Annotated in this window: 11 protein-coding genes; 3 read left to right on the top strand and 8 right to left on the bottom strand. The window is 70.2% G+C overall.

Features of this window, described 5'->3' with window-relative positions; genetic code table 11:
- Positions 1-29 precede the first annotated feature (29 nt).
- From AC5L35_RS10000 to AC5L35_RS09990, 3 genes are read right to left on the bottom strand one after another with little or no spacing between them, the layout of a single operon-like run.
- Positions 30-2,105: an ABC transporter ATP-binding protein gene (locus AC5L35_RS10000; protein WP_495059300.1), complete on the bottom strand. Its 2,076-nt coding sequence runs from the start codon at positions 2,103-2,105 to the stop codon at positions 30-32.
- Positions 2,102-3,040 carry an ABC transporter permease gene (locus AC5L35_RS09995; RefSeq protein WP_495059299.1) on the bottom strand — a complete coding sequence of 313 codons (939 nt, stop codon included), beginning with the start codon at positions 3,038-3,040 and terminating at the stop codon, positions 2,102-2,104. Before AC5L35_RS09995 ends, AC5L35_RS10000 begins: the two co-directional genes overlap by 4 nt.
- Complete coding sequence (locus AC5L35_RS09990; protein WP_495059298.1) at positions 3,037-4,026, bottom strand: ABC transporter permease; 990 nt, start codon at positions 4,024-4,026, stop codon at positions 3,037-3,039. Before AC5L35_RS09990 ends, AC5L35_RS09995 begins: the two co-directional genes overlap by 4 nt.
- 213 nt (positions 4,027-4,239) lie before the next feature.
- On the opposite strand from AC5L35_RS09990, the gene AC5L35_RS09985 reads away from it, so the two are divergent.
- Positions 4,240-4,794, top strand: coding sequence for a DUF2087 domain-containing protein (locus AC5L35_RS09985; protein ID WP_495059297.1), 555 nt, complete (start codon positions 4,240-4,242; stop codon positions 4,792-4,794).
- A gap of 6 nt (positions 4,795-4,800) precedes the next feature.
- Here AC5L35_RS09985 and AC5L35_RS09980 read toward each other — a convergent pair whose 3' ends face one another.
- From AC5L35_RS09980 to AC5L35_RS09960, 5 genes are all read right to left on the bottom strand, one after another.
- On the bottom strand, positions 4,801-5,766 hold the full coding sequence (locus AC5L35_RS09980; RefSeq protein WP_495059296.1) for a hypothetical protein: 966 nt from the start codon (positions 5,764-5,766) through the stop codon (positions 4,801-4,803).
- Positions 5,767-5,786: 20 nt separating this feature from the next.
- Positions 5,787-7,457, bottom strand: coding sequence for an ABC transporter family substrate-binding protein (locus tag AC5L35_RS09975; RefSeq protein ID WP_495059295.1), 1,671 nt, complete (start codon positions 7,455-7,457; stop codon positions 5,787-5,789).
- Between the two features lie 122 nt (positions 7,458-7,579).
- Positions 7,580-9,742 carry an ABC transporter ATP-binding protein gene (locus AC5L35_RS09970; protein ID WP_495059294.1) on the bottom strand — a complete coding sequence of 721 codons (2,163 nt, stop codon included), beginning with the start codon at positions 9,740-9,742 and terminating at the stop codon, positions 7,580-7,582.
- Complete coding sequence (locus AC5L35_RS09965) at positions 9,739-10,722, bottom strand: ABC transporter permease (protein ID WP_495059293.1); 984 nt, start codon at positions 10,720-10,722, stop codon at positions 9,739-9,741. The genes AC5L35_RS09970 and AC5L35_RS09965 overlap by 4 nt, the downstream gene beginning before the upstream one ends.
- 19 nt (positions 10,723-10,741) lie before the next feature.
- Positions 10,742-11,719, bottom strand: a complete 978-nt coding sequence (locus AC5L35_RS09960; RefSeq protein ID WP_495059292.1) for an ABC transporter permease — start codon at positions 11,717-11,719, stop codon at positions 10,742-10,744.
- A 454-nt stretch (positions 11,720-12,173) separates the two neighbouring features.
- On the opposite strand from AC5L35_RS09960, the gene AC5L35_RS09955 reads away from it, so the two are divergent.
- Together AC5L35_RS09955 and prfB are read left to right on the top strand one after the other, a co-directional pair.
- Positions 12,174-12,689 carry a PadR family transcriptional regulator gene (locus AC5L35_RS09955; protein ID WP_495059291.1) on the top strand — a complete coding sequence of 172 codons (516 nt, stop codon included), beginning with the start codon at positions 12,174-12,176 and terminating at the stop codon, positions 12,687-12,689.
- A gap of 25 nt (positions 12,690-12,714) precedes the next feature.
- Positions 12,715-13,821: a peptide chain release factor 2 gene (prfB, locus tag AC5L35_RS09950; protein WP_495059290.1), complete on the top strand. Its 1,107-nt coding sequence runs from the start codon at positions 12,715-12,717 to the stop codon at positions 13,819-13,821.
- Positions 13,822-13,838 lie beyond the last annotated feature (17 nt).

Raw genomic sequence — 13,838 nt, 5'->3', positions numbered from 1 at the left:
TCGGTCTCCCCTCGACGAGATGCCGGGCATCAGCGGAAGTGACAGGCGTTGAGGTGGTCCGAGCCGCCGGGGCCGGTCAGCTCGGGCGTCTCGGCCACGCACCGGGCGCGCTGCGTGGCGTCGAGGACGGGGTGCAGGGGGCATCGGCTGACGAACCGGCAGCCGGGGGAGGGGTCGGTGGGGCTGGGCAGGTCACCGCGCAGGAGCACCCGTTCCCTGGTGCGCTCGACCTGCGGGTCGGTCACCGGGATCGCCGAGAGCAGCGCCTGGGTGTACGGATGCCGCGGGTCGTCGAAGACCTCGTCGACGGTGCCGATCTCGACGATGCGACCCAGGTACATCACCGCGACCCGGTCCGAGATGTGCCGCACCACGGACAGGTCGTGCGCGACGAACAGGTAGGACAGCCCGAGCTCGGCCTGAAGATCGTTCAGAAGGTTGATGACGCCCGCCTGGACGGAGACGTCCAGGGCCGAGACCGGCTCGTCCAGCACCACGAGCGACGGGTTGGTGGCCAGCGCACGGGCGATGCCGATGCGCTGGCGCTGTCCTCCCGAGAAGGCGGTGGGAAACCGGTCGCTGTGTTCGGGGTCGAGCCCGACCAGCTCCATCAGCTCGTCGACGCGGCGCCCGATCGTCGCCCGGTCCGCCTCGCCGACCGCCCGCAACGGCTCGGCCAGGATGTCGAAGATCGTCAGCCGCGGGTCGAGCGCGCCCATCGGGTCCTGGAACACCATCTGCAGCTTGCGTCGCAGCGCCCGTTCCTGGCGCCGGTCCGCCAGGCCCGACACGTCGACGCCCGTGACGCGGATGCTGCCCTGCTCCGGCGCGCGCAGGTTCATGATCTCCAGCAGGGTGGTGGTCTTCCCGCAGCCCGACTCGCCGACCAGCCCGAGCGTCTCGCCTTCGCGGATGTCGAACCCGACCCCGGAGATCGCGTACACCGAGCCGACACGTCGCTTCAGCAGCTTGCCCTTGAGCAGGGGAAACGTCTTGCTGACGCCGTCCAGTTCGAGCACCGGGGGGCGCCGCTCGCGGGGGATCGCGGCCGTTCGCGCCACCGGAGCGGGCGGCAGGGGATAGACCGTGACCCCGTCGACCCGGCCGTCGGCGATGTGCCCGGCGCGTATGCAGGCCGCGGCGTGTTCCCCGTCGGGGGAGACCGGAGTCGGCACGGGTTCCGCCGCGGCGCATTCCGCCACCGCGATCGGGCAGCGCGGCTGGAACGGGCAGCCCGCGGGCAGGTCGACCAGGAGCGGGGGGTTGCCGGTGATCGGCACGAGCGGTCGGCGCTCGGCGCTGTCCACCCGCGGGACGGCACCGAGGAGCCCGATCGTGTACGGCATCCGGGGCCGGGCGAACAGCTCGTCGACCGGGGCCCGCTCCACCGGGCGTCCCGCGTACATCACGAGCACGTCGTCGGCGGTACCGGCGACGACGCCGAGGTCGTGGGTGATCAGGATGAGCGCCGCCCCCGTCTCGGCGCGGGCGAGCTGGAGCACGTCGAGGATCTGCGCCTGCACCGTGACGTCCAGTGCGGTGGTCGGCTCGTCGGCGACGAGGACCCGTGGGCCGTTGGCGATCGCCATGGCGATGACCACGCGCTGGCGCATCCCGCCGGAGAACTCGTGCGGGAACGAGCGCGCGCGGGCGGCCGCGTTCGGGATGCCGACGAGGTCGAGCAGCTCCACCGCCCGTTTCCACGCCGAGGTCCGGTCGAGGTCCTGGTGGATCTGCAACGCCTCGACGACCTGGCGTCCCACGGTGAAGATCGGGGTCAGCGCCGCCAGCGGGTCCTGGAAGACCATCCCCAGCTCACGCCCGCGGATCGCGGACATCTGCCGGTCGTCGAGGCCGAGCAGCTCCCTGGTGCCGAGCGTGACGGAGCCGCGTACCGCCGCGTAGTCCGGGAGCAGGCCCATCACCGCCATCGAGGTGACCGACTTGCCCGAGCCCGACTCCCCGACGATGCCCAGGGTGCGGCCCGGGTACAGGTCGAAGTCGACGCCGCGGACCGCGTGCACCCGGCCGGCTTCGGAAGGGAAGGAGACCTCGAGGTCGCGGACGGAGAGCACGGGGCCGGGTTCCGGTGGCGCGGCGGTCACGCCCCACCACCGGATCGGGACGTCGGATCGAGCGCGTCGCGCAGGCCGTCGCCGATCAACGCCATCGAGACGGTCAGGAGCGTGACGAGCACCGCAGGGACGTAGAACAGCCAGGGCGCGCTGGAGATCGTGCCGGCACCGTCGTTGAGCATGGTGCCCAGCGAGACGTCGGGCGGCTGCACCCCGAACCCGATGAACGACAGGGCCGTCTCGCTCTGCACGGTGGCGACCACCCCGATCGTGAACGTCACGACGAGCAACGACCCGATGTTCGGGATCAGGTGCCGCAGCACGATCCGGATCCGGCCGACGCCCATGAAGCGGGCCGCGAGGACGTACTCCCGCTCGCGCAGGGAGGTGGCCAGCGCCCACACCACGCGCGCGTTGTACATCCAGCCGAACACCGTCAGGACGACGATGAGCACCCTCCAGTCGCCGCCTGCCTTCTGTGAGACCAGGGCCAGGATCAGGAACGATGGCACCACCAGCAGGAAGTGCACGATCCCGAGGACGACCCGCTCGACGGTGCCCCCGAAGTAGGCCGCGACGGCACCGACGAACGCCGAGATGACCGTGGTGAGCAGCGATACCGACACGGCGATGACCAGCGACCGCTGTAGGCCGTGGACGGCCTGGGCGAACGTGTCGTTGCCCGCGCTGTCGGTGCCGAACAGGTGGTCGGGTGCGGGTGGCGCCGTCAGGGCCGCGAAGTCGACGTCGCTGTACGAGTACGGCGTGAACTCCCCGCCCGCCACGGCGAACAGCACGAGGAGGCCCAGGATCACCAGCCCGGCCACGGCGCCCTTGCTCCGCAGGAACCGGCGCAGGTAGAGCCGGCGCCTGCTCAGGCGGCCGCGGGTCACGCGCTTCTCGACGGTGGAAGGCTCTGCGCCGAGATCGACCGGCGGGATCGGGCCGGGAAAGTCGGCGGTCATGAGCCGGTCATCCGGACTCGCGGGTCCAGCACCACCACGGCGATGTCGGCGAGGATCGCCCCGACCGCGGTCATCAGCGCGCCGAACGCGGCGACGGCGACCACGCCGTTGATGTCGTTGTTGCTGATCGTCGACGTGAAGTACTGGCCCATGCCCTGCCAGCCGAAGATCGTCTCCGTGATCACGGCTCCGGTGAACAGCGCAGGCACCGCGAACGCGATGGACGTGGCCACCGGGATCAGCGACGTGCGCAGCCCGTGGCGCCGGATGGCCTCCTTGCGGGTCAGGCCCTTGGCCCGCGCCGTCCGCACGTAGTCGGAGTTGATGGTGTCGAGGAGTAGCGAGCGCTGCAGCAGGTGGTAGCCCGCGTAGCTGATGAGCGTGAGCGAGACGGTGGGCAGGACGAGATGCCGGATCCGGTCCAGGACGAGCGGCCAGAACCCGCTGACCGTCGGCGACTGCGCCCCCGCGACGAAGAGCAGGGTGGTGCCGAGCGACTGGTTGAGCAGGATCGCGAGCAGGACCACCACGAGCGAGGCGACGACGGTGGGCACGTTGATCGCGATGATCGAGAGCGCCTGGTGGAACCGGTCGGCGACGCGGTACTGGCGGGCCGCGGTGTAGACGCCGAGGGCGATACCGAGGACCGTGGAGAGAATCATCGACAGCAGTACGAGCTGTGCGCTGACACCGATCCGGAAGGCGATCTGGGTGTTGACGCTGACCCCGACCGGGGAATAGCCCCAATTCCAGTGCAGAACGATGTCGCTGATCCAGTGCCACCAGCGTTCGAGCAGCGGGATGGAGGGGCCGAGGTTGTACTGGGCCAGCGAGCGGTCGATCTCCTCGGGGGATCGCGGCGGCCTCAGCTGCAGGTAGTTGGCGCGTGGATCCAGGAAGAAGCTGGCCAGGAAGTACGTCAGGTTGGTGGCCACGACGATCATCAGGAGCCAACCGAGACTCTTCTCGAGAAGGTGTCTCAGCACGCGGCTGGCGCTCGCTCTCTCACACGGGTCGGCGTCGGATCAATCCCCGAGCGTACCTGTGAGATCTGATCATGAATGTCTTCGTGGACAATTGTTCTGCTTTATCTGTTGGCGCCGTTCTTGCGATTGGTCGCCCCTGGAAAGTCATGCCTCCTCTGCGCCGATTCGGGCGCTCCGGTGCCTCTGTCCGGAGGACCGGTAATCTCGACCGCCGTGACCCCTGCCGAGATCGTCGGGCTGCTCGCCGAGCCCGACCGCCTGCGTGTCGTGGCCGCACTCGTGCTGGGCGCCCGCACGCCCACCGACGTCGGCGCCGCCACGGGCCTCGCCCCTCGCGAGGTCGGGCGTGCGCTGCAGAAGCTGCAGGCAGGCGGGCTCGTCGACGACAGGTTCGAGGTGCGGGCCGAGCTGTTCAAGGAAGCCGCCCGCTCCGCGGCGCCCGTCGTCCCGGTCGAGGATCTCGGCTACGCCGATCCCGGCGTCGAGCAGGTCGTCGGCCGGTTCGTGCGCGAGGGGCGGCTGCTGTCGTTCCCGGCGCAGGGGCCGAAACGCCGGATGGTGCTGGAGCACGTGGCGCAGAGCTTCGAGCCCGGCCGCCGCTACCCGGAGCGGGAGGTGGACGCGGTGCTGCGGGCGTGGACCGACGGTGGCGCCGCCGACCACGCCACCCTGCGCCGTTACCTGGTGGACCACCAACTCCTGGCCCGCGACGCGGGCGAGTACTGGCGCTCCGGTGGCTGGATCGACGTGCTCGACGGGCGCGACTGAAACGCGTCAGGTGGGGTCGGAGCCGCGCACGGCGCCGAGCCACAGGCCGAGTGCTGCTGTCAGGGCGGTGACGGCCACCCAGGTCAGCAGCCCGCCGCGGTCGACGTAGGTCCACAGCAGGCCGATGAACGGGGCCGGCACGAGGAGCGGGAGGTCGGCCTGCAGCTGCCGGGTCATGCGCGCCAGCGCGGCGGCGCGGACGCCGACGGTGGCGTCGGGCCGCGACGGGTTGTCGGTGCGGTGCCCGCGTGGTTCGTCCAGGCGTACCGGTCCGGACGGCACGAGCGGGTGCTCCCCGTCGGAGTCGGTGACGGTGGCGGCCACCAGGCGGTCCCGCAGCGGGTCACCGTGCAGGCGGACGACCGTGGGGGAGGGGAGGCCGACGAGCACCGGGTCGAAGTGCACGGGGATCCAGCGCCCCGGGTGGGAGTCGGTCTCGAGGTAGCTGCGGGTGGCCAGACCGGCCTGCCAGCGCACCCGGCGTACGGGCACCGACCGCACCGGCTGCGCGAACGCCCGCCTGCGGGTGATCACCTGCCAGGCGAGCACGCCGACCACGAGCAGGGCGACGACGAGGCTGAACGCCAGCGTGGTGAGTGCCCGGTCGGCGTCGGCGAGAAACAGGGCGCCGGGGATCAGCGGATTCGTGGGGTCGGCGGGGTCGAACGCCACCTCGGTACGCGCGCCGGGCGCGGGGGGTGTGCCGGCCAGTTCCACGGCGTCGACCCGTTCCGCCTGTCCGGGCGGGGTCCAGCGGACCAGAGCCGTCGACTCGTCACGAGCACCCTCGACCACACCCTCGGACCGGCCGGTCGCCACGCCGATGCGCGCCGACGCCGCGGCGAACGTGGTCGCCGCGACGCCGGCCAGCACCCCGCACACGGCGAGGACGACTGCGGTGGTGAGCAGGGCATGGCGCAGCGGGCGGAGGGTGCCGAGACGCCCTCCGCCCGCCGCGCTGCCGCTGGTCAAACGACTACGACCTCACTTGCTCACTTGGCGAAGCCGATGAGGGTGTAGTTGTAGTCGGCGAAGCCCTTGGCGCCGAAGTTGACGACATTGGGCTTCACGGCCACCGCGTCCGGGCGCTGGTAGGTGAGCAGCGAGTGCCCGATGTTCCACAGCTCCGTGTCCATCTCGTTGACGATCGCGCGCTGCTTCACCGGGTCGAGCTCGGCGTTGGCCGCCACCAGCAGGTCGTTGATCTTCTGGTTGCCGATGCGGCCGTAGTTCTGGCCGACCGTGCCGTCCACCAGCCGGTAGATACCGCTCGACGAGCTGATCGGCGCCGGAGTGCTGAGCCACGCGAAGTGCGTGATGTCGAAGTTGCCGACGTTGACGAACTGCTCGAAGAAGTTGTCACTCGGCACCGAGTCGATGGTCACCTGCACGCCGATCGCGGCGAGCTGCTGCTGCACGATGCGGGCCTCCGCCTCGCTCACCGGCGTGCCGGTGGGGATGACGTCACGGATCACGAGTTGCTTGCCGTCCTTGGCGCGCACGTTGCCCTGCAGGGTCCAGCCCAGGGCGTCGAGCTCCGACTTGGCCTTCTCCGGGTCGAAGGCGACGACGCCGGAGTGGTCCTCGTAGCCCTCCTGGCCCTCGACGTAGAGGTGGTTGCCGAGCGGCTTCGCTGCGGGCACGATCGGGCCGATCTGCGACTGCGTGATGACGTTGCGGTCGATGCCCTTCATGATCGCCACCCGCAGCTTCGGATCCTCGAGGATCGAGCCGGGGGCACCGTTGAAGGTGATGTGGCGGTAGTTGGGCCCGTTCGCCGTGCGGATGTCGACGTCGGGCACCTGCTGCGCCCGCTGGAAGGTCGCCACGCTCGGGCCGATCGTCAGGAAGCTCAGCGAGCCGTTGGCGAACGCGTCGGCCTGTGCGGCCTGGTCGAGCGCGACGTAGACGATGCGGTCGAGCTTGGCGGGCTGGCCCCACCATTTCTCGTTGCGCACCACAGTGAGCCGCTTGGCCGTGGTGTCGACGCTCTCGAGCTTGAACGGCCCGGCGGTCTGGTCGTTGATCGGCTGGTTGATCCAGCCCTCGTTGAAGACCTTGGGGTCGGAGTTCGTCTCGCGGGGGTAGAGCGGGAGGAAGTTGCCCTTCCAGTCCGCGAACTTCGAGCTGTAGGTGACCACCACCTCCTGCGGAGTGGCACCCTGGGTCACCGACTGGATCACGTCGTAACCGGTGGTGCCGGACACCGTGTAGGCCGGGTTGGACCCGTTGAGCGCCTTGTACTGGGCGTCGAAGTCGGTCCAGTCGATCGGACGTCCGCTGTTCCACTTGGCCTTGGGGTTCAGCTTGTACGTGACCACCTGGGGGTCGGTACTGGTGAGCTCCGCCGACTCGAGGTAGTCCGGGTCGATCTGGTAGACGCTCTGCGCGTCGCCCTTCATGATCTCGGGCATCATCGAGTCGATGATGTCCTTGTTGTTGCGCTCCGTGCCGTCGAGCTCGTTGTAGTTGTACTGCGGCGGGAGGCTGTCGATCGACCAGAAGAAGTCGCCGCCGTCGCGCACCTGGTCGTAGGCGACCGGGTTCATGTCGTTGCCGGCCTGCGGCGGTGTGCCGCCGGTGACATCGCCTGCCGTGGCGCCGCCACCACCACTTCCGCCACAGGCGCTCAGCACGAGCGCGGTGGCCGCGGCGAGCGTCACCAACCCCGCTCCTCGACGTGACGGTTTCATTGTTCCTCCTGGTTCATCCGCAGCTCGTGGAGTCGCTACGGGGTGGGGCCGTCACTCGGGGATGACGGACGTTCGGGGGCGGGCGGAGCGGGCTAGACGACGGTCTTGATCCGGGCCCAGTGGCAGGCCGCTTCGTGGTCGACCACGGCCGTGCCCGGTTCGGCGGGCTGCGCAGGCAGGCGCGGGGGCTCCTCGCCGATGCACCGGGCCTGCTGGTCCGCATCCAGCGTGAGGAACAGCGGGCAGCGGGTGCGGAACCGGCAGCCGGACGGCGGGTTGGCGGGGCTGGGCATGTCGCCCTGCAGCAGGACGCGCTCGCGGCGGCGCTCGACCTCGGGGTCGGGCACGGGGATCGCCGAGAGCAGCGCCTGGGTGTACGGGTGCTGCGGGGCGGCGAACACCTCGTCCACGCTGCCGATCTCGACGATCTTGCCCAGGTACATCACGGCGACGCGGTCGGCGATGTGGCGCACCACCGACAGGTCGTGTGCGACGAACAGGTAGGCGAGCCCGAGGCGCACCTTGAGCTCGTCGAGCAGGTTGAGCACCCCGGCCTGGATGGAGACGTCGAGCGCGGAGACCGGTTCGTCGAGCACCAGCACCTTCGGCTCCAGCGCGAGCGCGCGGGCGATGCAGATGCGCTGGCGCTGGCCACCGGAGAACTCCCCGGGGTAGCGGTTGATCTGCTCGGACCGCAGCCCGACCAGCCGCATCAGCTCCGGGACGCGCTGCGCGATCTGCTCCTTGGAGAAACCCTGCACCTCGAGCGGCTCCGCGATCAGGTCGCGCACCGGAAGCCGCGGGTCGAGGGAGGCCATCGGGTCCTGGAACACGATCTGCAGGTCGCGCCGGATCCGCTTGCGGTCGGTCTTCGACAAGCCCGTGATGTCGGAGCCCAGCACCGACACCGTGCCGCCCATCGGCGGCTCCAGCCCCATGATCTCGAGGATCGCCGTCGACTTCCCGCAGCCCGACTCGCCGACGAGGCCCAGCGTCTCCCCGGCGCGCACGTCGAACGTCACGCCGTCCACGGCCTGCACCGCGCCGACCTTGCGGCGGAAGACGCTGCCCGTGCGCACCGGGTAGTGCTTCACCAGCCCGTCGACACCGAGCACCACCTCGCGCTCGGTGCGGGGCACGGAGTGGAGCGCCGAGGTGTCCACGACGTGGGCGTCGAAGACCTCGGCGGCGAGCTCGCCGCCCTCGGCGTCGGCCTCGGCCAGCTCGGCCGTGCGGATGCAGGCGGCGCGGTGGTCGCCGGAGGCCCCCGGCGCCACGAGCAGCTCGGGTTCGGCCTGGTCGCAGGCGTCGACGTGCAGGGGGCAACGCGGACCGAACGGGCAGCCCGGCGGCAGCGCGACCATGGACGGGGGCTGGCCCTCGATCGGTACCAGCGGTTGCCCGCGTCCGATGTCGAGGCGGGGGATGGAGCCCAGCAGGCCGAGCGTGTACGGCATGCGGGGGGCCGCGAAGATCTCGTCGACGGTGCCCGTCTCCACCGCCTTCCCCGCGTACATCACGACCACGCGGTCGGCCGTGCCCGCGACGACCCCGAGGTCGTGCGTGATCAGCACGATCCCCGCGCCCGTCACCTCCTGCGCGGTCTTGAGCACCTCCAGGACCTGGGCCTGCACCGTGACGTCCAGGGCGGTGGTCGGCTCGTCGGCGATGATCAGGTCGGGGTCGTTGGCGATCGCCATCGCGATCACGGCCCGCTGGCGCATCCCGCCGGAGAACTCGTGCGGGAACGCGTTCACCCGGTCCGTGGCGTTCGGGATGCCGACGAGGTCGAGCAGCTCGACGGACCGCTTCGCCGCGGCCTTCGCGGTCATCGAGCGGCCGCCGTGCACCAGCAGCGCCTCAGCGATCTGGTCGCCCACCGTGTAGACGGGGGTCAGGGCCGAGAGCGGGTCCTGGAACACCATGGCGATCTTCCGGCCGCGGATCCGCGACAGCTCGGTGTCCGACAGGCCGAGCAGCTCCTGCCCGCGCAGCCGGATCGAGCCGGTGATCCGCGCCGACGGCGGCAGGAGCCCCATCACGGCCAGCGACGACACCGACTTGCCCGAGCCGGACTCGCCGACGATGCCCAGTACCTCGCCAGGGGCCACCCGATAGCTGATCCCCCGCACCGCGCGCACACGGCCGTCCTCGCTGGGGAAGGACACCTCGAGGTCGGAGACCTCCAGCAGGGCGTCATCGGGGCCGGGCGGGAGACCGGGGTCGGCCAGCACGTCGGAGTCGATCATCGTCATGAGGTGGCGACCTTCTTCGTCTTCCTGGACTTCTGCCGGCGGCGTCCTCCGCGGGAGTTCGGGTCGAGCGCGTCACGCAGGCCGTCGCCGATGAAGTTGACGGCCAGCACCGAGATCACCAGCAGGCCGCCCGCGAACAGGAACAGCCATGGCGTGGTGACCGCCGCGTCGCTCCCGGCGCGGATCAGGGTGCCCAGTGAGACGTCGGGCGGTTGCACGCCGAAGCCGAAGTAGGACAGCCCCGTCTCGAGCAGGATGGTGGCGCCCACCGTGATCGTGACGTCGATGATCATCAGTGACGCCATGTTCGGCAGGATGTGCCGCCGGATGATCAGCGACGACGGGGCGCCCATGAACTTCGCGGCCTTCACGAACTCGCGCTCGCGCAGCGTCAGCGTCATCCCGCGCAGGATCCGGGCGGTGATCATCCAGGCGAACACGCCCAGCAGCAGCACGAACCAGATCCAGCTGCTGCCCCGCAGCGCGGGGGAGATCACCGCGATGATGAGGAACGAGGGCAGCACGAGGAGCAGGTCGACCACCCACATCAGACCGCGGTCGACCCAGCCGCCGAAGTAGCCGGCCGAGGCGCCGACGAGCGACGCGATGACGATCGAGATCAGCCCGGTCAGCAAGCCGATCGTGAGTGACTTCTGCAGCCCGCGCATGGTCTGCGCGAACACGTCCTCGCCGATCTGCGAGGTGCCGAACCAGTGGCTGGGCGACGGCGGCTGCAGGAACGCGGTGTAGTCGTACTGGTTGTACGCCCATGGCGCGAACAGCGGGCTGAGCAGCGACACGGCATAGAGCAGCACGAGCGTGACGAGCCCGGCGAGCGCGAGCCGGTTGCGCAGGAACCGGCGCAGGACGAGCCGGCCGCGGGTGACGCCTTCGGTCTCGGCCGGGCCCGTCGGAACCTCGACGGGGGTACTGCCGCCCGAGGGGAGGTGGGTGCCTGCGCCGACATCTGTGGTGGTCATCGGGGTCTCCTGTTCGGCGTCAGCGCAGCCGGACCCGCGGGTCCAGAAGGGCGTAGAACACGTCGGACAGCCAGCCCGAGATCAGCACCAGCACGGCGACGAACAGCGTGACGGTCGCCGTGATGTTCGTGTCGTCCTGCTCGATGCCGTAGACCAGCCAGTCGCCCATGCCGTACCAGCCGAAGATCCGCTCGGTGAACGTGCCGCCGGTGATCAGCAGCCCGAACCCGAACGCGAACAGCGTGGCCATCGGCACCAGCGCCGTGCGCAGCCCGTGCTTGAACAGGGCCTTGCGCCGGGTGAGCCCCTTGGCCTGCGCGGTGCGCAGGAAGTCGCTGCCCAGCACGTCGAGCATCGCGCTGCGCTGGTAGCGGCTGTAGTAGGCGATCTGGCCCAGCGCGATCGTCAGCGTCGGGAGGATGAGGTGCTGGATCCGGTCGAGCAGGGCGGCGCCGAAGCTCCCCTGGAACCCGGGGGACGTCTCGCCGGTGAAGACGAGGAGCTGGGCTCCCGCTGCCGTGTTGAGCTGGAGCGCGCCGTACTTGAGCAGCAGCCCGAGCAGGAACACCGGTGTGGACAGGATGACGAACGAGAACAGCGTCGCGAAGTAGTCGCTGAACTTGTACTGCCGGATGGCACTGGCCACCCCGAGGATCACCCCGAGCCCGATCCCCACCACGGTGCCGAGCAGGAACAGACGCAGGCTCACCCCGACGCGACGGGGGAGCTCGTCGCTGATGGAGGTGTTGACGACGGTCTGGCCGAAGTCGCCGTGCACGGCGTCGCCGAGCCAGTGCACGAAGCGCGCCGGGATCGGCTCGTCGAGGTGCAGCTCGGCCCGCTTGGCGTCGATCGCGGACTGCGGCGGCGGCGGGTTGCGCTCCTGCAGCTTGGCGATCGGATCGAACGTCAGTGCGGCGAGGGCGAAGGCCAGGAAGGTGGCGACGAGGCAGAGCGCCACGTAGTTGAACAGTCGGCGCACGAGGAAGCGAGCCATCGATCTCCTTGCTCATGCCCGATGGGTCTCACCGGTCTGTGTGTCCGCTCGGCGCGAAAACGGGTGGGCCCGCCGGGCTACTGGCGGGTACCTTGAATGCACCGGTGTGTGTTCGGTGTGAGGTTTCGACGTCCGATCGCCACCCGTAACGTGCGGATGCACGGTCCTGCCGCAATTGGGCTGGTCTGGGGTGGTGTAGCTCGGAATCAGCTCATGTGATCGTTACAGGCGGAGTCGACTCCAACTGGGCTGTCCTGCGTGTTCGCGTCTTTACCCGGAACCATTCCGAACCGTTTCATCGGCCCGGCCCAGGGTCGTGGCGACTCGGGACGCTGCCCCGCGATGCGCGCGATGTCACCGATCACCCACTCGCCGGCCGCCGATCGTGCCCACTTCGGACTTCGGGGCCATTGTGGAGGCTGCGCCCGGGGCCTCGGGGTGGCACGGTGTGAGGATGCCGCCCGCCAGAGCGACCGCCGTGAACGCCACTGCCGCCGCGCTGCTCGGACTGTTGCACGACGGGCCGATGACTGGAGGGCAGTTGGTTGCGACCGCGGGTCAGCGGTTCGGCTCGTTCTTCTCGGTCACCCGGAGCCAGGTGTACCGGGAGCTGCCGGTGCTTGCGGACGCGGGACTGCTGAAGCTCGGGAAGCAAGGGCCGCGGGCGTCGCAGCAGTACGCGATCACTGCCGCGGGGCGGCGGTCGTTCAAGGCCTGGCTGGCCACCGGAGGCGGCGCCGACCCGTTGCGCAGCCCGCTGGTGCTGCGCCTGCTCTACGCCGGGTCGCTCACGGTGAAGCAGCGCGCCGAGTTGGTGCGCAGCAGCCGGGAGGCGTACGCCGCGCGGCTGGAGGCGGCCCGCGCCACCGCACGCGGCGAGCCCGACCCGCATCGCAAGGCGGTCGCCGACTTCGCGGTGGCCCACGCCCGTTCGATGCTCAAGCTGCTGGACGCGATCCCGACGGAGTAACCGCACCCGCGTAACCTGGAGCGTTGTGAACCCCGACGCCGCAGCCGACCTGAAGGAACTCTCCACCACCCTGGAGAGCATCGAGGCGGTCACCGACCTGCCTGCGCTGCGCGCCGAGATCGCCGACCTCTCCGACCAGGCGGGCCAACCCGATCTCTGGAACGACGCCGAGGCCGCGCAGAAGGTCACCAGCAGGCTCGCGCACGCCCAGGGCGACCTGCGCCGGCTCGAGGACCTGCGCCGCCGGCTCGAGGACCTGCCCGTGCTCTACGAGCTCGCGGAGGACGAGGCCGACGAGGGCGCCATCGCCGATGCCGACGCCGAGCGGGCCAAGCTCCGTGCGGACATCGCCTCGCTCGAGGTGCGCACCCTGCTCTCGGGTGAGTACGACGAGCGCGAGGCGCTCGTGACCATCCGCGCCGAGGCCGGTGGCGTCGACGCGGCCGACTTCGCCGAGATGCTCATGCGCATGTACATGCGCTGGGCGGAGCGCCACGGCTACGGCACCGACGTGTACGACACCTCCTACGCGGAAGAGGCCGGCATCAAGTCGGCCACGTTCCAGGTGCACGCCCCGTTCGCCTACGGCACGCTCTCGGTCGAGCAGGGCACCCACCGGCTCGTGCGGATCTCGCCGTTCGACAACCAGGGTCGCCGCCAGACGTCGTTCGCCGGCGTGGAGGTGGCACCGGTCGTCGAGTCCAGCGACCACGTGGAGATCGACGAGAAGGACCTCCGGGTCGACGTCTACCGCTCCTCCGGGCCCGGCGGCCAGGGCGTCAACACCACCGACTCCGCCGTGCGGCTCACCCACATCCCCACCGGCATCGTCGTCAGCTGCCAGAACGAGCGCTCCCAGCTGCAGAACAAGGCCACGGCGATGTTGGTGCTGCAGGCTAAGCTGCTGGCCCGGCAGCGCCAGGAGGAGCGGGCCAGGATGGACGCCCTCAAGGACACCGGCTCGTCGTGGGGCAACCAGATGCGCTCCTACGTGCTGCACCCGTACCAGATGGTCAAGGACCTGCGCACCGACTACGAGGTGGGCAACCCCTCCGTGGTGCTCGACGGGGAGATCGACGGCTTCATCGAGGCCGGCATCCGGTGGCGGCGCAGCCAGTCCGCCGACTCCTGAGGTCCGAGGCGAGGGCG

The organism is Pseudonocardia sp. OZ21 (assembly GCF_059359135.1).
Note: the sequence above shows the minus strand (reverse complement) of the source record. Positions and strands in the feature narration are given on the sequence as shown.

What these genes read in the sequence shown, in the direction of transcription:
- AC5L35_RS09955 (WP_495059291.1), top strand. Translation starts at nt 12,174, where the DNA reads ATGCCGCCCGCCAGAGCGACCGCCGTGAACGCCACTGCCGCCGCGCTG.
- AC5L35_RS09960 (WP_495059292.1), bottom strand. Translation starts at nt 11,719, where the DNA reads ATGGCTCGCTTCCTCGTGCGCCGACTGTTCAACTACGTGGCGCTCTGC.
- AC5L35_RS09970 (WP_495059294.1), bottom strand. Translation starts at nt 9,742, where the DNA reads ATGACGATGATCGACTCCGACGTGCTGGCCGACCCCGGTCTCCCGCCC.
- AC5L35_RS09965 (WP_495059293.1), bottom strand. Translation starts at nt 10,722, where the DNA reads ATGACCACCACAGATGTCGGCGCAGGCACCCACCTCCCCTCGGGCGGC.
- AC5L35_RS09995 (WP_495059299.1), bottom strand. Translation starts at nt 3,040, where the DNA reads ATGACCGCCGACTTTCCCGGCCCGATCCCGCCGGTCGATCTCGGCGCA.